The sequence below is a fragment of the Pseudomonas sp. RU47 genome (assembly GCF_004011755.1).
Taxonomy (GTDB): domain Bacteria; phylum Pseudomonadota; class Gammaproteobacteria; order Pseudomonadales; family Pseudomonadaceae; genus Aquipseudomonas.
In genome coordinates this window covers 2,991,061-3,017,684 of the sequence record NZ_CP022411.1, presented here as the reverse complement: position 1 = coordinate 3,017,684, position 26,624 = coordinate 2,991,061, and the positions used below count along the sequence as shown (strand labels likewise).

The window sequence follows — 26,624 nt, the reverse complement described above, 5'->3', positions numbered from 1 at the left end:
TCAGGCGTTATTGGGCAACCACAACCGGAAGCGTGCCCCGCCCAACGGCGAAGACTCAACCGTCAACGTGCCGCCCTGCGCCTCCAATGCACGGCGGCTGATCGCCAGGCCCAGGCCAAACCCGCCGGTGGCGCGATCGCGGCTGCGATCCAGTCGATAGAACGGCTCGAAAATTCGCTCCCGCTCATCATCGGGAATACCGATGCCGTCATCATCGACCCAGATCTCACAACCCTCGGCATTGACCTGCACGCCAATCTGGATACGCTTTTCGCAATAGCGCATGGCGTTGCGCAGCAGGTTCTGGATCGCTCGCGCGGTCAGGCGTGGATCGAGGGAGAAGCGTTCGAGCTGACCGTGCAACAACACGTCGATGACGATTTCCGGCGATTCCAGTTCTTCATCGACGCTGCCCAGAATACTGTCGATGAACTCGTCCAGCGACACCTCGACCTGCTCCGGCAATTGCGCCGGATTCTGCAAACGGCTGTAGGAAAGCAGCTCCAGTACCAGTTCATCCAGCTCGCGAATGTGTGCGACCAGCCCCAGCAAACGCTCGCGGCTGGCGGTCGGCAAGTCATCGGACAGCGCCAGCGCCAGGCCAAAGTCCAGACGCGTCAACGGCGTGCGCAGTTCATGGGACACGGCGTTGAGCAGATCGCGTTGCTGATTGAGCAGGTTTTCGATGTCGCCGGCCATGGTGTCGAAGACATTGGCGAGGCTGCCGATGTTGGAGCTCTGGGCGATTTTCGTGCGTTCGCTCAAATGGCCTTTACCGAAGCGTTCGGCGGTGCCTTTGAGGCGTTCCAGATCACGCCAGTGCGGGCGTAGCCACATCAACAGGCAGGCCAGCAACGTCGCGCCGATCAGCACGTTGATGCTCCAGTACAACAGATTGACGTCCATCGGGTCCGGCGGCACGACCATTTGCACGGCGGTGGTGTCATCCAGCGGCGTCACCGCCAGCGTGCGCCAGCCCCAATCGCCAATGCGCACGACGTTTTCCCCACGGCGCAGGCGTTGCTGCTCGATGGCGGTGAACTCGGCATCGTCGATCCGTGCCAGAACGATGTGCAGCGGCTGGAAATCCTTGTCCATCGACGCCGCCAGTGCTGGCCATTGCTCGTGCGGCACGGCGTGAAACTGGCGGGTGATCAGCGATTGCAGGCCGCGCGAATAGTCGAGGTTGTAGGTGACGAAACGCTCGCGAAACGCCATGACCACCAGATCCGGCACCAGATAAATCGCCGCGCTGTAGGAGACGATCGTCACCAGATACAGGCGAAACAGGATGCGAAACATCAGTTCAGCATTCCCACTCGGAACGGCTGAACAGATAGCCTTTGCCCCACACGGTCTTGATCTTGCGCGCTTCGCCGGCGTGGTCGTCGAACTTGCGGCGCAGCTTGGAAATCGCCACGTCCACCGAACGGTCTGTGCCGTTGAATTCGATACCGCGCAGGCGTTGCAGGATCTGGTCGCGGCTCAACACTTCGCCGGCATGGCGGGCCAGGACCACGAGCAGGTTGTACTCGCCGCTGGACAGCTCGACCGGTTGATCGCGCCAGGTCACGGTGCGCTCCGACAGGTCAATGCACAGATTGCCCATGAGGATGCGGTCATTGGCGGTCAGCGGTTCGCCGAGGCTGCTGCGGCGCAACAAGGTACGCACTCGCGCCAGCAAGACCCGTGGCTCGCACGGTTTGGTCACGTAATCGTCAGCGCCCATTTCCAGGCCCAGCACCTGATCGTGGCTGTCGTCGCGGGCGGTGAGCATCAGGATCGGCAGCGTCGCTGAATCGGCGCGCAACAAGCGGCAGACTTGCAGGCCATCGAGGCCGGGCAGCATCAGGTCGAGGATCACCAGATCCGGCGGATTGACCCGTGCCCGCTCGCGCACGTGGTCGCCACGGCCGATCACGCTGACGGAATAACCGTTGCGCTCCAGGTAGCTGGAAATCAATTCGGCGAGGGCGGTGTCGTCTTCGACCAGGAGGATGTTGGGCATGGGGTGATCCAGAAAGTGCTGTGGCGACCGATAAGGCCCATTCGCGAGCAGGCTCGCTCCCACACTTGGAATGCGATCCCCTGTGGGAGCGAGCCTGCTCGCGAAAGCTATCTATCTGTCGCAATAAATTTCAAGACCTGAAGGATATACGCCCTCGCCCATCCCTGAGCAAAACCCTTACACAATTTCACACAGCGCCTACAAAGCTTCACCGCTAATCTCGGCGTCTGCCCGTAGGATGCGGACATCAATATTGGGGGTTGTACATGTCGAACAAACTGCTGGCCGGGCTCGGCCTGATCGCGATGGCGCTGACGCTGAGCGCCTGTGATTCGTCCTCGAAGGCAGAGGATCAGACGCCACCGGCCACGGTGCGTATCGAGACGATCGAAGCGCACCCCCTGACGATCAGCAGCGAACTCAGCGGCCGCATCGCCGCGCCACGCATCGCCGAAGTGCGCGCACGGGTGGCCGGCGTGGTCTTGCAGCGCACCTTCCGCGAAGGCAGCGACGTGAAAAAAGGCGACGTGCTGTTCCGCATCGACCCGGCACCGTTCAAGGCTGACCTCGACAGCGCCGAAGCCGCGCTGCGCAAGGCCGAAGCCAATGCCTTCCAGGCCAAACTGCAAGAGCAGCGTTACGCCCAGTTGATCGACGACAAAGCCATCAGCGGTCAGGACTATGACAACGCACGCGCCAATGCCCGGCAGACCGCCGCTGACGTTGCAGCCAACAAGGCGGCCGTCGAACGGGCGAAACTGAATCTGGGTTATGCCACCGTCACCGCGCCGATTTCCGGCCGTGTCGGTCGTGCACTGGTCACCGAAGGCGCACTGGTCGGGCAAAACGAAACCACGCCGCTGGCACTGATTCAACAGCTAAATCCGATTCACGCCGACCTCACTCAGTCGACCCGTGAACTCAATGAATTGCGCCGCGCGTTCCGCTCCGGGCAGTTGCAGGAAGTCGGCCAGGATCAGGTCAAGGCCACGCTGATTCAGGATGACGGCAGCCTGTATCCGCTGCCGGGCAAATTGCTCTTCAGCGACATCACCGTCGACCCGGGCACTGGCCAGATCATTCTGCGCAGCGAATTCCCCAACCCGGATCTCGACTTGCTGCCGGGCAGTTTCATTCGCGTGCGTCTGGAGCAGGCAACGATCCAGAACGGCATCACCGTGCCGCAACGCGCCGTGCAGCGCGACAGCGCCGGCATTGCTCAGGTGCTGACCGTCGACGAGCAAATGCGCGTCGCCGAGCAACCAGTGCAACTGGGCGCGGTGCAGAACAATCGCTGGATCGTCACCGGCGGCCTCAAGCCCGGCGACCGCATCGTCATCGAAGGCCTGCAACATGCCCGTCCCGGCGAAACCGTGCAGATCGACGACACCCCTCTTCCACTTGCCCAGACCTCTGGTCAGTAAGCAGGACGCTTTTCTATGCCGCAGTTCTTTATCGACCGCCCGGTGTTTGCCTGGGTCGTCGCGTTGTTCATCCTGTTGGCCGGTGCGCTGGCCATCCCGCAGTTGCCGGTGGCGCAATACCCCGACGTCGCCCCGCCGCAGATCGAAATCTACGCTGTGTACCCGGGCGCCTCGGCGCAGACCGTCGATGAAAGCGTGGTCAGCCTGATCGAGGAAGAGCTTAACGGCGCCGATCACCTGCTGTACTTCGAATCGCAAAGCAGCCTCGGCAGCGCGACGATCAAAGCCACGTTCCAGCCGGGCACCAACCCGGAACTGGCGCAGGTCGACGTGCAGAACCGCCTCAAGGTGGTCGAGTCGCGCCTGCCGCAGGCAGTGAATCAGCAAGGTTTGCAGGTCGAAAAAGTTTCGTCCGGTTTCCTGTTGCTGATCACCCTGACGTCCAGTGACGGCAAGCTCGATGACGTGGCGCTCAGTGATTATCTGGCGCGCAACGTGATGAACGAGATCAAGCGTCTGGACGGTGTCGGCAAGGCGCAGTTGTATGGCGCCGAACGGGCCATGCGCATCTGGATCGATCCGCAGAAGCTGATCGCGTTCAACCTGACACCGGCTGACGTCAATGAAGCCATCGTCGCGCAGAACGCTCAGGTCTCCGCCGGCAGCATCGGCGACCTGCCCAATCCGTCGAGCCAGGAAATCACTGCGACCATTCTGGTAAAGGGTCAGTTGTCGACGCCGCAAGAGTTCGCCGACATCGTGCTGAAAGCCAATCGCGACGGCTCGACCGTGCGCATCGGTGACGTCGCGCGGGTCGAAATCGGCAGTCAGGAATACCAGTTCGGCACGCGCCTCAACGGCAAGCCGTCCACCGCCGTCGGCGTGCAGCTGTCGCCGGGGGCCAACGCGCTGAACACCGCGACGCTGGTGCGAGCGAAGATGGATGAGCTGGCGCGCTACTTCCCGGCGGGCGTGGAATACAAGATCCCGTACGACACCTCGCCATTCGTCAAAGTCTCCATCACCAAAGTGGTTTACACCTTGGGCGAAGCGATGTTGCTGGTGTTCGCGGTGATGTTCCTGTTCCTGCAGAACGTGCGCTACACGCTGATACCGACGCTGGTGGTGCCGGTGGCCTTGATGGGCACATTCGCGACCATGCTCGCGCTGGGTTTTTCGATCAACGTGCTGACCATGTTCGGCATGGTGCTGGCCATCGGCATTCTGGTCGACGACGCGATTGTCGTGGTGGAAAACGTCGAGCGGATCATGGCCACCGAGGGCTTGTCGCCCAAGGAAGCCACGCGCAAAGCCATGACGCAGATTACCGGCGCGATCATCGGCATCACCCTGGTGCTGGTGGCCGTGTTTATTCCGATGGCGTTCATGCAAGGCTCGGTCGGGGTGATTTACCAGCAGTTCTCGCTGTCGATGGCCACGTCGATTCTGTTCTCGGCATTCCTCGCGCTGACCTTGACGCCGGCATTGTGCGCAACATTGCTCAAGCCGATTGCCAAAGGTGAGCATCACGAGAAGTCCGGGTTCTTCGGCTGGTTCAACCGTCGCTTCGAGCACCTGACCGATCGTTATCAAGGCTGGGTCGGCTATGCGCTGAAACGCAGCGGCCGCTACCTGCTGATTTACGTCGTGTTGCTGGTCGGGCTGGGCCTGTGCTTTGCGCGCCTGCCCTCCTCGTTCCTGCCGGTGGAAGATCAGGGTTACACCATCACCGACATTCAACTGCCGCCCGGCGCCACCAAGAATCGGACGGTGGCCGTGGCTGAACAGCTGGAGGCGCATAACGCCGGCGAGCCAGGGATCAGCGACAGTGTGGTGATTCTCGGTTTCAGCTTCTCCGGCAGCGGCCAGAACGCAGCGTTGGCATTTTCGACGCTGAAGGACTGGTCGCAGCGTGGCAGTGATGATTCCGCCAGCTCGATTGCCGATCGCGCCAACATTGCGCTGAGCGAGATCAAGGACGCCGTGGCGTTCTCGGTACTGCCACCGCCCGTGGATGGCCTCGGTACGTCCAGCGGTTTCGAGTTCCGCTTGCAGGATCGCGGCGGCCTTGGCCACGCAACACTGATGCAGGCACGCAGCGAACTGCTCGCGGCAGCCGAGAAAAGCCCGGTGCTGATGAACGTGCGCGAAAGCGCGCTGGCCGAAGCGCCGCAAGTGCAACTGATCGTTGACCGTAAACAGGCGAATGCCTTGGGCGTGTCGTTTGCTGATATCGGCAATGTGCTGTCCACTGCCGTCGGCTCCAGCTACATCAACGATTTCCCCAATCAAGGGCGCATGCAGCGCGTTGTCGTGCAAGCCGAAGGTGATCAGCGCAGCCAGGTCGCCGATCTGCTGAAAATGCACGTGCGCAACAACGCCGGGCACATGGTGCCGCTGTCAGCGTTTGTGCAGGCCAACTGGATTCAGGGCCCGGCGCAGTTGACCCGTTACAACGGTTACCCGGCGATCGCGATTTCCGGCGAACCGTCACCGGGGCACAGTACCGGTGAAGCCATGGCGGAAATCGAACGTCTGGTAGCGCAGGGGCCGAAAGGTCTGGGTCAGGAATGGACAGGGCTGTCGTTGCAGGAACGCTTGTCTGGCAACCAGGCGCCGATCCTGCTTGGGCTGTCGTTGCTGGTGGTGTTCCTGTGTCTGGCGGCGCTGTACGAGAGTTGGTCGATTCCGACTTCGGTGTTGCTGGTGGTGCCGCTGGGCGTACTCGGTGCGGTACTGGCGGTGACGTTGCGCGGGATGCCCAACGACGTGTTCTTCAAGGTCGGCCTGATCACCATCATCGGTCTGTCGGCGAAGAACGCGATCCTGATCATCGAGTTCGCCAAAAGCCTGTATGACGAAGGTCACGATCTGATCGATGCGACGTTGCAGGCAGCACGTTTGCGTCTGCGGCCGATTGTGATGACGTCGCTGGCGTTCATTCTCGGTGTTGTGCCACTCGCGATTGCCACTGGCGCAAGCTCGGCGAGCCAGCAAGCGATCGGCACTGGCGTGATTGGCGGCATGATCACCGCGACGCTGGCGGTGATCTTTGTGCCCGTCTTCTTCGTCGTCGTGATGAAGCTCGTACAACGATTCAGCAAACCCCACTGATCTTAATTGTGGGAGCGAGCCTGCTCGCGAAAGCGTCGGTACATTTAACGTCGATGTTGACTGACCGGACGCCTTCGCGAGCAGGCTCGCTCCCACAGGGATTCTGCAAACATCCAGCGCTGTGGTCACACCTGCCATCGCTGGGCTAAGGTGTCTGAACCACCTTGGCCCATCGAGTCCCCATGCGCTTCCTCGCCCGCACCCACCCTCGCCTGTCTGCCGCCGCCCTCCTCGGCCTCGCCACCGGACTCCTCGTCCCCGCCGATTCCATCGTCAGTAAAATCCTCATCGGCTGGAACGCCGGTGTCTGGACCTACCTGATCCTGATGTTCTGGCTGACCGTGCGCGCCAAGGCTCCGGACGTCAAACGCATCGCTGAAGTCGAAGACGAAAATGCCGGGCTGGTGCTGTTCGTGGTCTGCATCGCCGCGCTGGCGAGTCTGGCGACCATCACTTTCGAACTGGCCGGTAGCAAGGATCTGGAAACCACGCGCAAGCTCCTGCACTACGGTTTTACCGCGCTGACGGTGATCGGTTCGTGGCTGCTGATCGGGGTGATTTTCTGCGTGCACTACGCGAGGTTGTATTACACCTGGGATGGCAAGGAACCGGCGCTGCGCTTCGCCGAAGGGCTGACCACTCCCAATTATTGGGACTTCCTGTACTTCTCGTTCACCATCGGCGTGGCCGTGCAGACTGCCGATGTCGGCGTGGCCACCCGCGACATCCGCAAAATCGTCTTGGCGCAATCGTTGATCGGCTTCGTGTTCAACACCGCGATTCTGGGCTTTTCGATCAACATCGCTGCCGGTTTGTTCGGCTGACGGAGCCCCGCCCGTCGGCTGCCAGTCGCTGACAGGCGATCATTCACTTGACGGAAGATTTGTTTTTGGTGTTTCCTGAAACCGGTTTCAGCGCTGCTTGCAGACATTGAACCTATAAATCCAATAACAAGGTTTCAGACCGTGAACGACTTCTCCGCCGCCCAGCGCAGCCGCGTGACCATGCTCGACGTCGCCGAACGCGCCGGCGTGTCCAAAGCCAGCGTCTCGCGTTTCATCGGCGATGACCGCGCCCTGCTCTCCGATGCCATTGCCTTGCGCATCGAACATGCCATCAGCGAACTCGGCTACCGCCCCAACCAAATGGCTCGCGGCCTTAAGCGCGGGCGAACGCGCCTGATCGGCATGCTGGTGGCCGATATCCGTAACCCTTATTCGATTGCCGTGATGCACGGGGTGGAAACCGCCTGCCGTGCGCACGGCTACAGCCTGGTGGTGTGCAACACCGATCGCGATGACGAGCAGGAACGCCAGCATCTGGCGCTGTTGCGCTCGTACAACATCGAAGGGCTGATCGTGAACACCCTTGGCCATCACCGTGACGAACTGCATGAACTGCGCCGCGAGATGCCGCTGGTGCTGGTGGACCGCAAGGTCGACGGGCTCGACAGCGACATGGTTGGGTTGAACAACCCGCAGGCTGTCGAGATGGCGCTTACGCATCTGCAGCAACGTGGCTATCGGGATCTGGTGCTGGTGACTGAACCGTATGACGGCACCAGTTCGCGGATCGAGCGGGTCAGCAGTTTTCAGGCGCAGATTGCCCAGCGTTCGGATTTGGCTGGGGCTGTACTGGAAACCGGCGATGATCTGCAAAGCCAACTTCGCACCTTTTTAAACACTCCCGGCAACGGTCCGAAAGCGCTGTTTTGCGCCAATGGCGTGGCGGCGTTGGCAGCCACGACGGCATTGCGGGCGATGGGCTCGCGGTTGTTCGAGGATGTCGGGCTGATTGCCCTGGATGATCTGGATTGGTATCCGTTGGTGGGCAGCGGGATTACCGCGCTCGCTCAGCCGACGGCAGAGATAGGCGCGCGGGCGTTTGCGTGTCTGCTCAAGCGCTTGCGTGGGGATGAGGAGGTGGCGCGGGTGGTGGATTTTGCGCCGGTGCTGGTTGAGCGTGGATCGACCCTTGAGGTTGGTGGTGTTTGATCTGACGCCTTCGCGAGCAGGCTCGCTCCCACAGGTGACCGCGTTCCAAATGTGGGAGCGAGCCTGCTCGCGAAGGGGCCCGCAAAAACAATACATCACGGTCTGATATTTTTTTGAACAAAAATGAAACCGGTTTCAGAGGTCAATAACAATGAATAAACCCGCCGTTTCCATCAGTCTGTCCAGCTACGGTGCCGAGCTTGTGCGCCAGCGTGGGCAGGATTCTTTTATCGATGTTCTGGCTGCCGCCGGAGCGAACCGCATCGAATGGCGCGAGGAATTGCTGACCCGTGAAGACCCAGCGCAACTGGCTCAGGCCACTCAGGCGCAGGGCCTGCAAAGCATCTATTCCTCGCCCACCGAACTGTGGCTGGCCGGTCAGGCGCAGCCGAACCCCGAGTTGATCACCGCGCTGAAACAGGCCGAAGCGTTCGGTTCAAAATGGCTGAAAGTCTCCCTCGGCTACTTCACCGACAACAATGATCTGCAAGCTTTGGCCGAACGTTTGAAACACAGCCCGGTGCAGTTGCTGGTGGAAAACGACCAGACTTTACAGGGCGGGCGCATCGAGCCATTTCAGCGCTTCTTCGCCGCCGTCGAGCAGCACAACCTGCCGATCAAGATGACCTTCGACATCGGCAACTGGCAGTGGCAGGACCAGTCTGCTGCCAGCGCCGCGCGTTTACTCGGCCGGCATGTCGGCTATGTACATTGCAAAGCGGTGGCCCGTCGCGCCGACGGCAAACTGGTCGCGGTGCCGCCGGCCGTCAGTGACCTGCACCTGTGGGAACAACTGCTGCGGCACATGGCCCAAGGCGTTATGCGCGCGGCCGAATACCCTTTGCAGGGCGATGATCTGGTGCAGTTGACCACCGAGCACGTCGCCGCCCTCGCCCGCCTCGGCCAATCGCGTCTGGAGCCTGCTCATGTCTGAGATCGATATTCTCTCGTTCGGCGAAACCATGGCGATGCTGGTCGCCGAGCAGACCGGTGATCTAGCGGCGGTCGAGCTCTTCCATAAACGCATCGCCGGGGCTGACAGCAACGTGGCGATCGGGCTGTCGCGTCTGGGTTTCAACGTCGCGTGGCTGAGCCGGGTCGGCAATGATTCGCTCGGGCGCTTTGTGGTCGAGACCTTGATCAAGGAAGGTCTGGATTGCAGCCACGTTGACGTGGATAAACAGCACCCGACCGGTTTCCAGTTCAAATCGCGCAACGACGATGGCAGCGACCCGCAGGTCGAGTATTTCCGACGCGGTTCGGCGGCCAGTCATCTGTCGCCGCAGTCGATCACGGCCAGTTTGCTGAGTGCTCGGCATCTGCACGCCACTGGCATTCCACCGGCGCTCTCGGCTTCGGCGCGGGAGATGTCTTTCGAACTGATGACGCGCATGCGCAATGCCGGGCGCAGCGTGTCGTTCGATCCCAATCTGCGCCCGAGCCTGTGGGCCAGCGAGCGCGAAATGATCACCGAGATCAACCGCCTCGCCGCTCTCGCCCATTGGGTGTTGCCGGGGTTGAGTGAAGGTCGTTTGCTGACTGGTTTCGAAGACCCTGCGGACATTGCTGCGTTTTATCTTGATCAAGGTGCCGAAGCGGTGGCGATCAAGCTTGGCCCGCAAGGCGCCTACTACCGCACGCAACTGGATCAGGGTTTTGTTGCCGGCGTGCCGGTGGCCAATGTGGTCGACACGGTCGGTGCCGGTGACGGTTTTGCGGTGGGGATGATCAGCGCCCTGCTCGAGCATCAGAGTTTTGCCGAGGCAGTGCAGCGGGCGAACTGGATTGGCAGTCGGGCGGTGCAGAGTCGCGGGGATATGGAGGGGTTGCCGACCCGGGCAGAACTTGATCGATCGTTCCCACGCTCCAGCGTGGGAATGCATACCGTGACGCTCCGCGTCACAGAGGACGCGGAGCGTCCTTAGAGGCGTTCCCACGCAGAGCGTGGGAACGAGAAGTTGTTTGAACCTGCTGCGACAAAAACAACAAGCTCAGGAGCAAGACCCATGAAAACCGCAACCCTCGCCACCCGCCGCTGGTGGTACATCATGCCGATCGTGTTCATCACCTACAGCCTGGCGTATCTCGATCGCGCCAACTATGGCTTCGCCGCCGCGTCGGGCATGGCCGAAGACCTGATGATCACCCCGGGCCTGTCATCGCTGCTCGGTGCACTGTTCTTCCTCGGTTACTTTTTCTTCCAGGTACCCGGTGCGATCTACGCGCAAAAACACAGCGTGAAGAAGCTGATTTTCGTCAGCCTGATTCTCTGGGGCGGTCTCGCCACGTTGACCGGCGTGGTCTCCAACGCCTATTGGCTGATCGTCATTCGTTTCATGCTCGGTGTGGTTGAAGCGGCGGTGATGCCGGCGATGCTGGTGTATCTGTGCCATTGGTTCACCCGTGCCGAACGCTCGCGGGCCAACACCTTTCTGATCCTCGGCAATCCGGTGACGATGCTGTGGATGTCGGTGGTTTCGGGCTATCTGGTGCAGCATTTCAGTTGGCGCTGGATGTTCATCATCGAAGGCCTGCCAGCCGTGCTGTGGGCATTTATCTGGTGGCGTCTGGCCGATGATCGTCCGTCTCAAGCCAAGTGGCTCAGCGACCAGGAAAAACAGGATCTGGAAAGCGCACTCGCCGCCGAACAGGTCGGCATCAAAGCGGTGAAAAACTACGCCGAGGCGTTCCGTTCGCCGAAGGTGATCATTCTGGCGCTGCAGTTTTTCTGCTGGAGCATCGGCGTTTATGGCTTTGTGCTGTGGCTGCCGTCGATTCTAAAGGCCGGCGCGCAAATGGACATGATCGAGGCCGGCTGGCTGTCGGCGCTGCCGTATCTGGCGGCGGTGATCGGCATGCTCGTGGTGTCGTGGGGTTCGGACAAGTTGCAGAAGCGCAAACGCTTTGTCTGGCCGCCGCTGCTGATCGCGTCCATCGCGTTTTACGGTTCCTATGCACTCGGTGCTGAGCATTTCTGGTGGTCGTACACGCTGCTGGTGATTGCCGGCGCCTGCATGTACGCGCCTTACGGGCCGTTCTTTGCCATCGTCCCGGAGATTCTCCCGGCCAACGTTGCCGGTGGTGCGATGGCGCTGATCAACAGCATGGGCGCGCTCGGTTCGTTCGGCGGCTCGTATCTGGTCGGTTATCTGAACAGCTCCACCGGTTCGCCCGGCGCTTCGTATCTGTTGATGAGTGGCGCGCTGCTGCTGTCCGTGGTGCTGACGATTTTTCTCAAGCCCGGCGCCAGTGATCGCGTCGTCGCCAAAGCCGTTGCCACGCGTGCCGTGCCAGCGCATTCCTGAAGAGACTTCTGCCATGAAAAAACAGGTCGTGTTGTACAAGAAACTTTCGCCTGCGCTGATGGCGCGTTTGCAAGAACAATGCGAGGTGACGCTGATCAACAGCCTCGACGCCGACGGTCTGATGCAACTGCGCGATGCCCTGCCCCGCGCCCACGGTTTACTCGGCGCCAGCCTGAAGCTGGATGCCGCGTTGCTTGATCTGGCGCCGCAACTCGAAGCTATCGCTAGCGTTTCGGTAGGTGTCGACAACTACGACATCGATTACCTGAGCCCACGCAAGATCCTCTTGAGCAACACCCCGGACGTACTCACCGAAACCACCGCCGACACCGGTTTCGCCCTGATCCTCGCCGCCGCGCGGCGTGTGGTCGAACTGGCGAACATGGTGCGCAGCGGCCAATGGAGTCGCAACATCGGCCCGGCGCATTTCGGCACCGATGTGCATGGCAAGACGCTGGGCATCATCGGCATGGGCCGCATCGGCGAAGCGCTGGCGCAGCGTGGGCATTTCGGGTTTGGAATGCCGGTGCTCTATCACAGCCAGTCGCGCAAACCGGCGGTCGAGGCGCGATTCGATGCGCAATATCGCAGCCTTGAAGATCTGCTCCAGCAGGCTGATTTCATTTGCCTGACCTTGCCATTGACGGCGCAAACCGAGGGTTTGATTGGCGCCGAGCAATTTGCGCTGATGCGTCCGGAAAGCATCTTCATCAACATCTCGCGGGGCAAGGTGGTCGATGAAGCAGCGATGATTGATGCGCTGCGTCATCAGCGGATTCGTGCGGCGGGGCTGGATGTGTTTGAGCGTGAACCGCTGAATCATGATTCGCCGTTGTTGCAGCTGAATAATGTGGTGGCGACGCCGCACATGGGTTCGGCGACGCATGAGACGCGCGAGGCGATGGCGCGGTGTGCGGTGGAGAATCTGTTGGCGGCGCTGGCTGGGGAGAAACCGGCGAATCTGGTGAATCCATCGGCATGGCAGGGCTGAATTAATCGGTGGCTGTAATGCCGCCTTCGCGAGCAGGCTCGCTCCCACCTGGATCTTCAGTGTTCACAAAACCAATGTGGGAGCGAGCCTGCTCGCGAAGAGGCCATTAAAGGCGCTGCAAAACTATCAGGCACTGCGCGCCTGCAGAAGCTGCGCCGCACACAAGGCAATCCGCGCACACGCATCCGCGAGTTTCACCCGGTCCAGCACCAGACCAATCCGAATGTGCCCCGCCGCACTCAGCCCGAACGCTTCACCGGCCAGCACCGACACGCCATAACCCTCCAGCAACTGTTCGGCAAACGCCTGGGCACCGAGCCCGGTCTGGCGCACATCGACCATCACGAACATGCCGCCATCCGGGCGAATCGGGTACAGCCCCGGACAACCCTGCAAACGCTCGCAGACCAAGTCTCGGCGCAGGCGATATTCCTCGCGCATTTGCGTCACTTCCGGCAAATCGGTTTCCAATGCTATCTGCGCGGCTTTCTGCACAAAATCCGGCAACCCGAACAACATGCTCAACGACAAATTGACCAAATGCTCGGCCAGCGATTTCGGCCCGATCATCCAGCCGATGCGCCACCCGGTCATGGCGTGGGATTTCGACAGGCTGTTGATGGTCGCCGTGCGTTCGGCCATGCCCGGCAAACTCGCCGGGCTGACGTGCTGACCTTCATAGAGCAGCTCGCTGTAAACCTCGTCGCTGATCAGCCACAAATCATGGCGCACGCACAGTGCCGCCAGTTCTTGCCAGATCAGCAGTGACAGGCTCGCGCCAGACGGATTGTTCGGACTGTTCAACAGCATGGCGCGGGTTTTCGGGGTGATGCGCGCAGCGACATCGGCCGGGTCGACGCGAAAGCCGTTTTCCGGACGCACCGGCACCGGCACCACCGTTGCGCCGCAAGCGCCAAACACGCCTTCGTAGGTGACATACATCGGTTCGGCGACGATCACTTCATCGCCCGGATCCAGCAAGCATTGCGCCACCGAATACACCGCGCATTGCGCGCCGGGCATGACGATCACATGGTCGGCATCGACCGTTTGCCCGCTGCGCCGACGATGGCGTTCGGCAATCAGCGTGCGCAGTGCCAAACGACCGCGCACTTCGGAATAATGGGTATCGCCGGCCAACAAGCTGTCGATCGCGCCGTGAACAATTGGCAGAGGTGTATCGAAATCCGGATCGCCAATGCTCAGCAGCAGGATATCGACACCCTCGGCGCGCAACTCCAGCGCTCGGTCGTGAATCTGCCAGGCAGCGGCTCCCTCCCCGGCGATTCGTTGGGTCAAGGCTGAATAGCGCATGTACGTCTCCTGATTGCGCGGTCTCCAGCCTTCACCGTATCTCAAATCACGAAACGCGCCACCATCGCATTCAAATCCACCGCCAGACGCGACAATTCGTGGGTCGCGGCGCTGGTCTGGTTGGCCCCGGCGGCCGATTGCGTGGCCAGATCGCGGATGTTGACCAGGTTGCGGTCGACCTCGCGCGAGACTTGCGCCTGTTCTTCCGAGGCGCTGGCAATCACCAGGTTGCGCTCGTTGATTTGGTGGATTGATTGGGTGATCTGCTCCAGCGCTACGCCGGCCGCGCGGGCCATTTCCAGGGTGGATTGGGTGCGCTGGTTGCTTTGTTGCATCGACGAGACCGCTTCGCCGGTGCCGTTCTGGATGCCGGCGACCATTTTTTCGATTTCCTGAGTCGACTGCGCCGTGCGATGGGCCAATGCCCGCACTTCATCCGCGACCACGGCAAAACCGCGCCCTGCTTCACCGGCACGCGCTGCTTCGATCGCGGCGTTGAGCGCCAGCAGGTTGGTCTGTTCGGCGATGGCACGGATCACGTCGAGCACTTTGCCGATGTCACGGCCCTGCGCGGCGAGGCCTTCGATCATCTGCGCGGTGTTCTGCACGTCGTGCGTCATGGTCTGAATCGCGTCGACGGTTTTCACCACTTGATCACGACCTTCGCGAGCGGCGTGGGTCGATTGGTTTGAGGCTTCGGAGGTCGACACAGCGTTGCGCGCGACTTCTTCGACCGCGGCGGTCATCTCGTTAACGGCAGTGGCAGCTTGTTCTATCTCATTGTTCTGCTGCTGCAGGCCACGGGAAGCTTCTTCGGTCACCGCACTGAGTTCTTCGGCAGCGGCGCCCAGTTGCGTGGCGGAACCGGCGATCTGCTCGATGGTTTTGCGCAGGTTGCTCTGCATGGTGGCCAGCGCCTGCAGCAACTGCGTCGCTTCATCCTTGCCATCGACTTCGATGACTTTGGTGAGGTTGCCGTCAGCAATGGTTTGCGCGGCCTGCACGGCACGGTTCAGCGGGGTGACGATGCTGCGGGTCAGCAGCCACGCCAGTAGCACCGTGGCAATGGCCGCGAAAACGGCGACGATAATGATGCCCGTGATGGCGCTGTCATAATATTGGCCGGCCTGAATCGACGCGGCTTTGGCATCGGCGGCATTGATCGCGATCAGTTTGTTGAGCTGCTCGCCCATCTGGTCGGTACCGTCCTTGATCCGCGTGTTGATCAGGGCACGCATCTCGTCGAGTTTGTCCTCGCGCGACAGCTCCATCATCTGGTTCTGCGCTTGCAGGTAGTTGTCCAGCGTGGTCGCGAAGCTCTGGTACAACGCCCGTTCTTCCGGACCGGCCGGCAGTGCGGCGTAACTGGCCTGCGCGGCGCGAACCTTGTCGACCAGAACGCCGATGCGGGTCTGCGCTTCCTGCAACCCGGCGGCTTCGCGGTTGACCAGCACGCGGAACGACAGAATGCGCAGACGCAGGACGTTTTCTGTCACTACGGCAAGTTGCGTCACGCTGGGAAGTTGCGTCGAATCCATTTCGACAGAGGCCTGACGGATGATCGACATGCGGTTGACGGCGAATACGCCGAGCACGATCACCAGCAAGGCGATAAAGGCAAAACCGAGGAAGGCACGGGGCGCGATATTCAGGTTACGCAGGGACATAGTTGAGCTCTCGAAAGATAGAAACTACGAGCGTCCATGCGTCATCACTGGCCCGTGGGGGCAGGCTCAGTCCGGCGTCACTGTTTTAGGAAGTTATGTGCACGCCTGTTAACTGTATCGGCCAGGCTTTAGGAAGATTGCGGGACAAGAGCAACTATTTTTCAGGGTGTTACAGCAATGAAACACTGGAGGATCGCTTTGTGTAGGAGCTGCCGAAGGCTCGGGCCGCGATCGGACGATCTTTTGATCTGGACTTTTAAAAGCAAAATCAAAAGATCGCAGCCTTCGGCAGCTCCTACAGGATTTGCTCAGGATTTCGCGGCAAGCTGCCAGACGCGGGCGATGTCCGTCGCGCGTTCACGCAGCAGGCGCGGCGCTTCGGCGCAGGCCTGTTCCAGCGTCATTGGGCCGCTGGTTACGGCGAATGCCGCATCGATGCCGTGATCGTAAAGCGCTTGGTAACCCTCGCCCAAAGTGCCGGCGATGACAATCACCGGCACCGCGTCCTGCTTGGCAATCCGCGCAACGCCGAACGGCGTCTTGCCGCGCAGGGTCTGCGCATCGAAGCGCCCTTCCCCGGTGATCACCAGATCGGCACCTTTGACCGCGTCGGCGAGGCCGACCAGTTCGGCAACCACTTCCACCCCGGCCTGAAATTGCGCCCCGAGAAACGCTTTGGCGGCAAAACCCAAACCGCCCGCCGCGCCACTGCCCGGCTCGTCACGAACGTCTTTGCCCAGGGCCTGCGCGCACAGCTCGGCGAAGTGCCCCAACGCCTGATCGAGTTGCTGCACCTGCGTCGGCGATGCGCCTTTCTGCGGGCCGAAAATCGCCGAGGCACCGTGCGGGCCACACAGCGGGTTGTTCACATCAGCAGCGATGTCGAAACGCACCTGCGCCAGACGCGGGTCGAGTTCACTCAGGTCCAGTTGTGCCAGTTGCGCCAACGCCAGACCGCCAGGTACCAGCGATTGACTCTGCGCATCAAGCAACTTCACGCCCAGCGCCTGCATCGCCCCTGCGCCGCCATCGTTGGTCGCACTGCCGCCAATCGCCAGAATCACCCGCTGCGCGCCGGCATCCAGTGCTGCGCGAATCAGTTCGCCGGTGCCGAAAGTGCTGCTGATGCAGGCATCGCGTTGCCCCAGCGGCACCAATTGCAAGCCGCTGGCCTCGGCCATTTCGATGATTGCCGTGTGGTTGTGTGGCAACCAGCCCCATGCAGCGTCGACGGCTGTGCCCAACGGGCCACGCACACGGGTGCGGCGCAGTTCGCCTTCGCAGGCAGCCAGAATCGATTCGACCGTGCCTTCGCCGCCATCAGCCATTGGGCATTTGACCAGTGTGGCCTGCGGCCAGACCTGGGCCAGGCCAAGGGCAATGGCTTCGGCGACGCCTTGGGCACTCAGGCTGTCCTTGAACGAGTCGGGGGCGATGACGATCTTCATGCGAATTCTCCGGTTGCAATGCCCCTCATGCTGCCAGTCGGCCCGCGCGTTGACGCCGGTCCGCTGCACAAGTGGCGGGGGCGTTTATTGTTCATTTTCACAAAAGATCTGTTTTTTGATGTTACGGCCCCTTCGCGAGCAGGCTCGCTCCCACAGGTTGACCGCATTCCATTGTGGGAGCGAGCCTGCTCGCGAAGGCTTCCTTAAAGGCGCCCAATCAGTTCGGATCAGTCTGGGGTAGAAGCTGCACCCCGAGATACAGCGCCAGCATCCCGTCCAGCCTGAGCGGATCAACCCCACTCAACTCGGCAATCCGCTCCATCCGATAACGCAAGCTGTTGCGATGAATCCCCAACGCATCCGCACAGGCCTGACTCTGCCCGTCGTGGTCGCACCAACTGCGCAGCGTCGCCAGCAACTGGCCGTTGCCGTCCTTGGCGATCACTTTGCGCAGGGGTTTGAGTAATTCGTCCAGCGCGTCGTCATTGCGATGGCGCCACAACATCACCGGCAATCGATAACGGTTCAGCGTCAGCAATCGCGAATGCGGCAACACTTCGCGGCCGTAGGCGAGCAAGTCGCCCACGCGCCGATAACAACGACGCAGACCGGCGAGTCCATCGGCCTGCCCGCCCACGGCGATGCGCAGAATCTTCCAGCCCAGACCGTCGAGCTTTTCCAGCAAGCGATCGTGCTCGAGGTGCTGACTTGCTGGTCGACACCACAGCAGCGATGACTTCGCCGAACTCACGCACCAACTGTCGGGATAACGCGAGGTCAGCCAGGCACTCAGTGCCTCAACGGTTTGCCCCGGCCCGTGCTCAAGGCCCAGTTCGAACAGATATGGCACCCGCGTCAGTTGCGGTTTGAGCCCGAGTTGCTGCGCTTCATCGACCAGACGCGGCGAGTCCCCGGCCTCGCTCAACAGCAACGCCAGCAGATCATCGCAACGCTGGCGCCGCCATTGCTGCTCGGCCTGCTGATTGCGCTGGCCGACGAGCATTTCGGCGGTCATGCGCACCAGTTCGGCATACGTGCGCAGTTGCTCCGGTTCGCCGGTAATGCCGAGCACACCGATCAAGCGCTGATCGAGCAACAGCGGCAGGTTGATACCCGGCTGCACGCCCTTCAGATGCACGGCCGTTTGCGCATCGATCTCGACCACGCGACCGTTGGCCAGCACCAGTTGCGCGCCCTCGTGACGGGTGTTGATGCGCTCCGGTTCGCCGCTGCCAAGGATCAACCCCTGGCTGTCCATGACGTTGACGTTGTAGGGCAAAATGGCCATGGCCCGGTCGACGATGTCCTGGGCGAGGTCGTGATCGAGTTCGAACATAGCAGGGGCAATCCTTGATTTATGGCACTGGCGGTTGTTCACCCGCACAGGGTCTGGCGGCAAACCCTGTGCTCAGGCACAAAGACAATCCGGCCAAAGGTGACCGAGACTCTCGGGGCGATCAACGTTACCCTTTGCATCGCAAAAAATCATAATAAAGAGAGAGCCGCTATGTCGCAGAGCGCCGCAGCTACCCAGACCATCGATGACGATAAAAACGCCGTCTACAAACGCATCACCCTGCGTTTGATCCCCTTCATTTTCATCTGCTACTTGTTCAACTACCTCGACCGGGTCAATGTTGGATTTGCCAAACTGCAGATGCTCGATGCACTGAAATTCAGCGAAACCGTATACGGCCTCGGTGCCGGTATTTTCTTCATCGGCTACGTGCTGTGCGGCGTGCCGAGCAACCTGGCCCTGACCAGATTCGGCCCTCGGCGCTGGATTGCCGTAATGATGATCACCTGGGGCACGCTGTCGACCTGCCTGTTGTTCGTCACCACCCCGACCGAGTTCTACACCCTGCGGCTGTTTACCGGTGCGGCCGAAGCCGGGTTCTTCCCGGGCGTCGTGCTGTACCTCTCGCAGTGGTTCCCGACCTTCCGCCGTGGGCGGATCATGGCGTTGTTCATGTCGGCGATCCCGGTGTCCGGTTTGCTCGGTAGCCCGTTCTCTGGCTGGATTCTCAATCACTTCGCAGCGGGCCAGGGCGGTCTGGCCGGTTGGCAGTGGATGTTCCTGCTGCAGGGTATTCCGACGGTGATCCTCGGTGCCCTTGCCTATTTCCTCCTGAGCGACAGCTTCGCCAACGCCAAGTGGCTGAGCCCGCATGAGCGTGCAGTGCTTGAGGCGGATCAGGCGGAAGACCTGGCAAACAAGCCGAAAACCACCTCCGATTCACTGCTGGCGGTGTTCAAGAACCCGGCGATCTGGGCGTTTGGTCTGATCTACTTCTGCATCCAGAGCGGCGTGTACGCGATCAACTTCTGGCTACCGTCGATCATCAAGAACCTCGGATTCAGCGATAACCTGGTGATCGGCTGGCTGAGTGCGATTCCGTATCTGCTGGCGGCGGTGTTCATGCTAGTGGTCGGGCGTTCGGCAGACTTGCGCAAGGAGCGTCGCTGGCATTTGGTGGTGCCGATGCTGATGGGCGCGATCGGTCTGGTGATCGCCGTTAACTTTGCGGCGAACCCGGCGATTGCGATTCTCGGCCTGACCATTGCCACCATGGGCGCGTTGACGGGTCTGCCGATGTTCTGGCCGGTGCCGACGGCCATGTTGAGTGCGGGCGCTGCGGCCGGTGGTCTGGCGTTGATCAACTCGATGGGGCAGATGGCTGGCTTCCTTAGCCCTTATCTGGTGGGTTGGGTCAAGGACAGCACCGGTTCGACCGATGCCGCGCTGTATCTGCTGGCGGGTGTGATTGTGGGCGGGAGTCTGCTGGCGTTGCGCATGACGCGCACTTTGCGCGCTTGAGGTTTTGATGCGAAGAAGAGCGGCCCTTTTCAGGGTCGTTTTTCGTTGGGTATCTGGCTTGGTTTTTGTGGTGGTCTGTAGATCTTCCCCCCCTCACCCCAGCCCTCTCCCCCAAGGGGGCGAGGGGAAAAGGGAGCCGATCTTCGGGCTTTTCAAGGTCTGAGTTCGACTTGAAATTGAACCTTGGTGTGACTTGCTCAAACACCTCGGTCAGTCCCCTATCTCCCATCGGCGGCAAGGGAAAGGGAGCCGACTTGGATGCTTTTCAGAACCTGAGTTCAACTCGGTATTGCACGTCGGCGTAGCTCGTTCAAACACCTCGGTCAGTCCCCTCTCCCTTCGGGAGAGGGTTAGGGTGAGGGTGAGGGGCTTCTAATGCGTCGAGCTCAATCACCAGACCACCCGGCATCTGCACAAAAATCTGCGCAACCCCCTCGCCCGGCACCTGCGCCAGTTGATACGGCAAACCACTGTCACGCACCCGCTGCAACACCGCTTGCGCCGGCTCATCAGTACGAAACGCGATGTGGCTCAGTTCAGTGTCATCGGGCAACGGCCGCTCGATCACATGCACCACGGCGTGTTCATCCTGATACAGCCAACGCCCCGGAAACGGAAACGGCGGCCGCCGGCCCGGCTTGAGCCCGAGCAATTTGGCACTGGCGGCGCTGGCCGAGGGTGAACAGGCACTTAAACAACAAAGCGAAGGATTGAGCGGCGTGCTGCAACTGGCTCGACTACCTCAGCGACGACGGCGAAGTCGCCCGCCGCTGGGCGCTGGCCGGGCATGGCATCGCGTACAAGGCGTGGCTCGACATCGCTGAAGATGTCCGCGCCGGGCGGCTGGTGACGTTGTTTGATGATTGGGACGGGGAAAGCGTGCCGTTCAATTTACTGTGTCCGCATCGGGTGCAGGTGTCGGAACGGGTCAGGGTGTTGCAGGTGTTTTTGCGTGAGCGCTGTGCAGCGCTGAGTCGATAAATCACTTTGCCGCATCGCACGCTTCTGGTATTTGATTAACCCTTTCCCACCGACAAAAGGATTTCGGCATGAGCTATCGCACACTCGGTCACTCGGGCTTGCAGGTGTCCACCCTCACCCTCGGCACGATGATGTTTGGCGAACAGACCAGCGCTGAGGATTCGCTGCGAATCATCGACAAGGCCTGGGATCAGGGGATCAATTTCATCGACACCGCCGACGTCTACACCAACGGTCGGTCCGAAGAGATTGTCGGTGAAGCGATTGCCCGCCATCGGCATGACTGGGTGCTGGCGACCAAGGTCGGTTTCGGCCCGGTGGACGGCGTGCCGAATCGCAGCGGTTTGAGCCGCAAACACATCTTCAATGGCATCGATGCCAGCCTGACCCGGCTCGGCACTGACTATCTCGACATTTATTACCTGCACCGCGAAGACCACAACACGCCGCTGGAAGTGAGCGTGTCGGCGATTGGCGATCTGATTCGTCAGGGCAAGATTCGTTATTGGGGCCTGTCGAACTATCGCGGCTGGCGGATTGCCGAGGTGATTCGCGTCGCCGATAAACTCGGCGTTGACCGTCCGGTGATCAGTCAGCCGTTGTACAACATCGTCAACCGCCAGGCAGAGACCGAGCAGATCACCGCGGCACAAACCTACGGCCTTGGCGTAGTGCCTTACAGTCCGCTGGCCCGGGGCGTGCTCAGCGGCAAGTACGCGCCGGATGTCAAACCGGACGCCAACAGCCGCGCCGGACGCCAGGACAAGCGCATTCTGGAAACCGAGTGGCGCGTAGAATCGCTGCGCATCGCCCAACAGATTCAGCAGTACACCGAGCAGCGCGGGGTCGGGATGGTCGAGTTTGCGATTGCCTGGGTGTTGAATAACAGCGCAGTGACGTCGGCGATTGTCGGGCCGCGAACTGAAGATCAGTGGGATGCTTACACCAAGGCGCAGGCCGTGCAGATCACGGCGCAGGATGAGGCGTTTATCGATTCGCTGGTCTCGCCGGGTCACGCGTCGACACCGGGATTCAACGATGTCAGTCATTTTGTGTCGGGGCGTAAACCCCATCAAGGTTGAGCTTTACCGCAGGCCTTCGATAGCCGATACCCTCGGCTGTCTTTCAACGGATCAAGCGCGATCAAACGGACAGTTGATTGATCGCCCGGAAATGACCAGGGACTGATAAATGCTCAATCGCCCCGTTGAGGTATCCAGCAAGCCTTTGCGCGGGCTGTTGTTCAAACTGCGTGGCGCGAAAAATCTGCACGAGCCTCTTTCGCCAGCGGCGACTGTGGCTACCGGGGATCGCAAGCCATCGATCGAGTACCGTGCGGATATCGACGGGCTACGCGCAATCGCCGTGTTGCTGGTGTTGATTTTCCACGGCGGTCTGACGCTTTTCCCGTCCGGCTTTATTGGCGTCGATATCTTCTTCGTGATCTCGGGTTATCTGACCACCGCGATCATCATGAAATCGCTGAACAACGGCACGTTCACGTTCTCGGGGTTCTATACGCGGCGAATCTGGCGCTTGCAGCCAGCGGTGATTGCGTTGCTGGCCGTGACCCTGATTGTCACAACGCTGCTGTACTTGCCCGATGACTATGTCGACTTTCTGAAAAGCGAAAAGTACACATCGCTAATCATCTCCAACCAGTATTTTTCCAAAGTCACAACGGGCTACGCCACGCCTGATGCGGCCAGCCTGCCGCTGTTGCACACCTGGTCGCTGGCCATCGAATGGCAGTGGTATCTGGCCCTGCCGCTGGGCCTCTGGTTGCTCTATCGCTATCTGGCGAAAAGCCTGTTCAAGGCGGTGGTGCTCGTTTTGACGCTGGCGGCAATGGCGCTCGCGCTGTACTTGTCTTACTCGGTTCCTGACAAAAACTACTACTTCTTCACCGCGCGAATTTTCGAATTGATGATCGGCTCCTGTGCGGTCATTTTCAGCACGGACACGTTCAGGCTCAATCGCCTGAGCGCCACGCTGGTCTGTGCGTTTTCGCTGGCGACGATCCTCTACTGCGCCACTCTGGCAGATATCCTGCCGGGCTTTCCGCGCTACCACGCCATTGCCGTGTGCCTCGCCACTGCAGCCTTGCTGTTTCAGGGGATTGGCGATGCGAGCTTTACCTCGAAACTGCTGGCGTTCAAACCCTTGGTGTTCATCGGCACGCTTTCGTACTCCCTGTACTTGTGGCACTGGCCGATCCTGGCGCTGATGAATTACATGGGCATCACCCTCACCGCGCCAGCGACGGTCGTTTACTTCGTCTCCACGTTCGTCATGGCCTGGCTCTGCTACGTGCTGATCGAAAACCGCTTTCGAAAGGCCAGGCTCGGCTTTGCCAAAACCCTTGTCGTGCTGATGATCCTGCCCGCAATCGGCCTGTCGCTGCTCCACGCGGCCAGCGTCAGACAGGAAGGCTGGCCGAACCGCTTCAACGAAGGCTACAACAACGTCTTCAACGGTTTGAAAGCGTCTGTTCCGGCCACTCGGGAGGGATGCCTGGGTGTCAGTGACGGCGCCGATCCGGGCTGTATAGCGGGCGCCGCGCAGGCCGCGCCGCAAGTATTGCTGATGGGCGATTCATTTTCGAATCACTACTGGGGCTTTGTCGAAACACTGGCCAGGGATGCCAATCTTGCCGTCCTCACACAGGGTTATCCGGCATGTCTGGCGTTGCCCGGGATCTACCTCTATGACGTGAGTAAATACACGAACGGGCTGTATCAAAAATGCCACAACGCCACTCAACGCTATTACGACCTGATCGCGAAGAAGCATTTCAAGTATGTGATCGTGGGTCAGTTCTGGGAGGCTTATCTCAAGGATGACATCGTCACCAAACTGGATGACCCGCGCAGCCCGGAGCTGTCGCAACAACGCCTCGGCACAGCGATCCGCAAAGCCCTGGATATCATTGTCGAATCCGGTGCTACTCCGGTCTTTCTGGAGAACACGCTGCCTATGCCTGCGGGGATCAACACCTGCCTGCTGCACCAGGTCAAGCTGCGCGGATTGATGGGCAGTGCCGAGCAAAGCAGCCTCTGCGCCACGGCGCCATGGTCAGGCGCGAAAGAGCCGGTGCTCGAACGACTGTTCAATGACCTGAAGACTGAATACCCCGGCTTGATCGTTATTGACCCGAAAATCGTTCAATGCAAAGACAACGCGTGCATGACCACTGTCGACGGTTTGCCGGTCTATCGTGACATTGGCCACATCACCGATTACGCCTCTTACAAGTTCGGCGAGATGTACCTGAGGCGCTTCGGCAATCCGTTGAAGGTTGCGCAGTGATGTTTACTCACACTGACTACGCTTGTGCAGGAGCTGTCGCAGGGGAATGTGTGTGAAGAATATTGAGCATCCGGCCAATATTCAGCACAAAAACCACGTATCCTTCGCGCCCCGTTTGACCATCAACCCGCGAGGACAGTTTGTCTAAAGGTATCGCTCTATCGGTTTCAGCCTCGGTGCTGTTTGCCGTCATGTATTACTACACCTCGTTGCTCACACCGTTGAGTGGCGTGGAGATCTTTGGCTGGCGGATGCTGCTGACCGTACCGTGCATGACCGTGTTCATGCTGGTGTCCGGAGAATGGCGGCGGGTACTGGAGCTGATTCGGATGGTCGCGGCACAGCCAAAACTGGTCGCCGGGTTGATCGTCTCGGCCGCCCTGCTTGGCGTGCAACTGTGGCTGTTCATGTGGGCGCCGCTCAATGGCTACAGCCTCGACGTGTCGCTGGGCTACTTCCTGCTGCCACTGGCGATGGTCCTGACCGGGCGAATTGCCTACGGCGAGAGCCTGTCGTATTTGCAAAAGGTTGCGGTGTTCTTCGCCACCCTCGGTGTGTTGAACGAGTTGTACCAGGTCGGCGGGTTTTCCTGGGCAACACTGGTGGTGGTCGTCGGCTATCCGCTGTACTTCGTCCTGCGTAAATACCTGAAGACCGACAACCTCGGCGGCTTGTGGATCGACATGACTCTGATGCTGCCGGTCGCCTACTGGTTTGTGCAGGGTGGCGAGCAAGGCTTTGGCGTGTTTGATCAGTACCCGGGCCTGATGTGGCTGATCCCGTTGCTCGGCCTGATCAGCGCGTCGGCGCTGGTGGTGTACATCATTGCCAGTCGCTTGCTGCCATTCAGCCTGTTTGGTTTGTTGAGTTACGTTGAGCCGGTGTTGTTGCTCGGTGTGGCATTGTTGCTCGGTGAGAGCATCAAGTCCGGGGAATGGCTGACCTATATTCCGATCTGGCTGGCGGTTTTGGTGCTGATCTTCGAAGGCTTTAAACACCTGACGCGCCAACGCCGTCCTTAAGCCAAACACAAAAAAATGTAGGAGTGAGCCTGCTCGCGATTGCGTTCATTCAGTCACCAGCATTGCCGGATCTGAAAACGCTATCGCGAGCAGGCTCACTCCTACAGTGTTTAGCGGTGTAGCGGATTACTCGGTTGCGAGTACACCGCGACGCACCTGATCACGCTCGATCGACTCGAACAGCGCCTTGAAGTTGCCTTCGCCGAAACCATCGTCGCCTTTACGCTGGATGAACTCGAAGAACACCGGCCCCATCAGGGTTTCCGAGAATATTTGCAGCAGCAGACGCTTGTCGCCCTGCTCCGAGGCGCCATCGAGCAGGATGCCGCGCGATTGCAGCTGATCCACCGGCTCGCCATGGTTCGGCAGACGACCTTCGAGCATTTCATAGTAGGTGTCCGGCGGCGCGGTCATGAAGCGCATGCCGATCTTCTTCAGTTGATCCCAGGTCTTGATCAGGTCGTCGGTGAGGAACGCGACGTGCTGGATGCCCTCGCCGTTGAACTGCATCAGGAACTCTTCGATCTGGCCCGCGCCCTTGGACGACTCTTCGTTCAGCGGGATGCGGATCATGCCGTCCGGTGCGGTCATCGCTTTCGAGGTCAGGCCGGTGTATTCGCCTTTGATATCGAAGTAACGGATCTCGCGGAAGTTGAACAGCTTCTCGTAGAAGTTCGCCCAGTAGGCCATGCGACCGCGATACACGTTGTGCGTCAGGTGGTCGATGATCTTCAGGCCGGCACCAACCGGATTGCGATCAACGCCTTCGATAAACACGAAGTCGATGTCGTAGATCGAGCTGCCTTCGCCGAAACGGTCGATCAGGTACAGCGGCGCGCCGCCAATGCCCTTGATCGCCGGCAGGTTCAGCTCCATCGGGCCGGTTTCAATGTGGATCGGCTGGGCGCCGAGTTCCAGTGCGCGGTTGTAGGCTTTTTGCGAATCCTTGACGCGGAACGCCATGCCGCACACCGACGGGCCGTGCTCGGCGGCGAAGTACGAAGCGACGCTGTTGGGCTCGTTGTTGAGGATCAGATTGATCGCGCCCTGACGGTACAGGTGCACGTTCTTGGAGCGGTGGGTGGCGACTTTGGTGAAGCCCATGATCTCGAAGATCGGCTCCAGGGTGCCCGGCACCGGCGATGCGAGCTCGATGAATTCAAAGCCCATCAGGCCCATTGGGTTTTCGTATAAATCTGTCATGGTGACGCCTCATCATTCTTATCAAA

20 protein-coding genes and 1 pseudogene are annotated in these 26,624 nt (G+C 60.3%); 13 read left to right on the top strand and 8 right to left on the bottom strand.

The features are described from left to right. On the bottom strand, nucleotides 1-1,302 hold the full coding sequence (locus CCX46_RS13690; RefSeq protein WP_127927231.1) for an ATP-binding protein: 1,302 nt from the start codon (nucleotides 1,300-1,302) through the stop codon (nucleotides 1-3). A 4-nt stretch (nucleotides 1,303-1,306) separates the two neighbouring features. Beyond that, on the bottom strand, nucleotides 1,307-2,008 hold the full coding sequence (locus CCX46_RS13685) for a response regulator transcription factor (RefSeq protein ID WP_007912171.1): 702 nt from the start codon (nucleotides 2,006-2,008) through the stop codon (nucleotides 1,307-1,309). 266 nt (nucleotides 2,009-2,274) lie between these two features. On the opposite strand from CCX46_RS13685, the gene CCX46_RS13680 reads away from it, so the two are divergent. The 8 genes from CCX46_RS13680 (at nucleotide 2,275) to CCX46_RS13645 (ending at nucleotide 12,836) form a co-directional block, all read left to right on the top strand. Further along, nucleotides 2,275-3,432 carry an efflux RND transporter periplasmic adaptor subunit gene (locus CCX46_RS13680; protein ID WP_038368527.1) on the top strand — a complete coding sequence of 386 codons (1,158 nt, stop codon included), beginning with the start codon at nucleotides 2,275-2,277 and terminating at the stop codon, nucleotides 3,430-3,432. 15 nt (nucleotides 3,433-3,447) lie between these two features. Beyond that, entirely contained in the window at nucleotides 3,448-6,546 is a 3,099-nt protein-coding gene (locus tag CCX46_RS13675; protein ID WP_127927229.1) for an efflux RND transporter permease subunit, read from the top strand. Nucleotides 6,547-6,728: 182 nt separating this feature from the next. Continuing rightward, nucleotides 6,729-7,370: a DUF1345 domain-containing protein gene (locus tag CCX46_RS13670; RefSeq protein ID WP_095113319.1), complete on the top strand. Its 642-nt coding sequence runs from the start codon at nucleotides 6,729-6,731 to the stop codon at nucleotides 7,368-7,370. Nucleotides 7,371-7,511: 141 nt separating this feature from the next. Continuing rightward, nucleotides 7,512-8,540: a LacI family DNA-binding transcriptional regulator gene (locus CCX46_RS13665; RefSeq protein ID WP_127927227.1), complete on the top strand. Its 1,029-nt coding sequence runs from the start codon at nucleotides 7,512-7,514 to the stop codon at nucleotides 8,538-8,540. Between the two features lie 151 nt (nucleotides 8,541-8,691). Continuing rightward, complete coding sequence (locus tag CCX46_RS13660; RefSeq protein ID WP_127927225.1) at nucleotides 8,692-9,474, top strand: sugar phosphate isomerase/epimerase family protein; 783 nt, start codon at nucleotides 8,692-8,694, stop codon at nucleotides 9,472-9,474. Continuing rightward, entirely contained in the window at nucleotides 9,467-10,465 is a 999-nt protein-coding gene (locus CCX46_RS13655; protein ID WP_127927223.1) for a sugar kinase, read from the top strand. Before CCX46_RS13660 ends, CCX46_RS13655 begins: the two co-directional genes overlap by 8 nt. Nucleotides 10,466-10,546: 81 nt before the next feature. Next, nucleotides 10,547-11,845: an MFS transporter gene (locus CCX46_RS13650; protein ID WP_127927221.1), complete on the top strand. Its 1,299-nt coding sequence runs from the start codon at nucleotides 10,547-10,549 to the stop codon at nucleotides 11,843-11,845. Nucleotides 11,846-11,858: 13 nt separating this feature from the next. Further along, complete coding sequence (locus tag CCX46_RS13645) at nucleotides 11,859-12,836, top strand: 2-hydroxyacid dehydrogenase (RefSeq protein ID WP_127927220.1); 978 nt, start codon at nucleotides 11,859-11,861, stop codon at nucleotides 12,834-12,836. Nucleotides 12,837-12,962: 126 nt separating this feature from the next. Here CCX46_RS13645 and CCX46_RS13640 read toward each other — a convergent pair whose 3' ends face one another. From CCX46_RS13640 to CCX46_RS13625, 4 genes are all read right to left on the bottom strand, one after another. After that, nucleotides 12,963-14,150, bottom strand: coding sequence for a pyridoxal phosphate-dependent aminotransferase (locus CCX46_RS13640; protein ID WP_127927218.1), 1,188 nt, complete (start codon nucleotides 14,148-14,150; stop codon nucleotides 12,963-12,965). 41 nt (nucleotides 14,151-14,191) lie between these two features. Continuing rightward, complete coding sequence (locus CCX46_RS13635; RefSeq protein WP_127927216.1) at nucleotides 14,192-15,817, bottom strand: methyl-accepting chemotaxis protein; 1,626 nt, start codon at nucleotides 15,815-15,817, stop codon at nucleotides 14,192-14,194. Nucleotides 15,818-16,125: 308 nt separating this feature from the next. Further along, on the bottom strand, nucleotides 16,126-17,265 hold the full coding sequence (locus CCX46_RS13630; RefSeq protein WP_127927214.1) for a glycerate kinase: 1,140 nt from the start codon (nucleotides 17,263-17,265) through the stop codon (nucleotides 16,126-16,128). 217 nt (nucleotides 17,266-17,482) lie between these two features. Next, entirely contained in the window at nucleotides 17,483-18,601 is a 1,119-nt protein-coding gene (locus tag CCX46_RS13625; RefSeq protein ID WP_127927212.1) for a sugar diacid recognition domain-containing protein, read from the bottom strand. A gap of 171 nt (nucleotides 18,602-18,772) precedes the next feature. Between CCX46_RS13625 and CCX46_RS13620 the strand changes: the two genes are divergently transcribed. After that, entirely contained in the window at nucleotides 18,773-20,083 is a 1,311-nt protein-coding gene (locus CCX46_RS13620; protein ID WP_095120923.1) for an MFS transporter, read from the top strand. A 310-nt stretch (nucleotides 20,084-20,393) separates the two neighbouring features. On the opposite strand, the gene CCX46_RS13615 is transcribed toward CCX46_RS13620, so the two are convergent. Then, nucleotides 20,394-20,735, bottom strand: coding sequence for a hypothetical protein (locus CCX46_RS13615; RefSeq protein WP_238704397.1), 342 nt, complete (start codon nucleotides 20,733-20,735; stop codon nucleotides 20,394-20,396). Between the two features lie 83 nt (nucleotides 20,736-20,818). On the opposite strand from CCX46_RS13615, the pseudogene CCX46_RS13610 reads away from it, so the two are divergent. The 4 genes and pseudogenes from CCX46_RS13610 to rarD form a co-directional block, all read left to right on the top strand. Next, nucleotides 20,819-21,064 (top strand): annotated as a pseudogene (locus CCX46_RS13610) (LysR substrate-binding domain-containing protein); the annotation flags it as partial. A 68-nt stretch (nucleotides 21,065-21,132) separates the two neighbouring features. After that, the gene (locus CCX46_RS13605) at nucleotides 21,133-22,146 is read left to right on the top strand and encodes an aldo/keto reductase (RefSeq protein WP_127927210.1); all 1,014 of its coding nucleotides are present in this window, start codon (nucleotides 21,133-21,135) and stop codon (nucleotides 22,144-22,146) included. A 109-nt stretch (nucleotides 22,147-22,255) separates the two neighbouring features. Further along, nucleotides 22,256-24,373 carry an acyltransferase family protein gene (locus CCX46_RS13600; RefSeq protein ID WP_127927208.1) on the top strand — a complete coding sequence of 706 codons (2,118 nt, stop codon included), beginning with the start codon at nucleotides 22,256-22,258 and terminating at the stop codon, nucleotides 24,371-24,373. 140 nt (nucleotides 24,374-24,513) lie between these two features. Beyond that, nucleotides 24,514-25,395 (top strand): EamA family transporter RarD, encoded by an 882-nt coding sequence (gene rarD, locus CCX46_RS13595; RefSeq protein WP_127927206.1) that lies wholly within the window; start codon nucleotides 24,514-24,516, stop codon nucleotides 25,393-25,395. 126 nt (nucleotides 25,396-25,521) lie between these two features. Here the strand turns inward: rarD and hppD are convergent, their stop codons facing one another. After that, complete coding sequence (gene hppD / locus CCX46_RS13590; protein WP_016984437.1) at nucleotides 25,522-26,598, bottom strand: 4-hydroxyphenylpyruvate dioxygenase; 1,077 nt, start codon at nucleotides 26,596-26,598, stop codon at nucleotides 25,522-25,524. Between the last annotated feature and the right edge of the window lie 26 nt (nucleotides 26,599-26,624).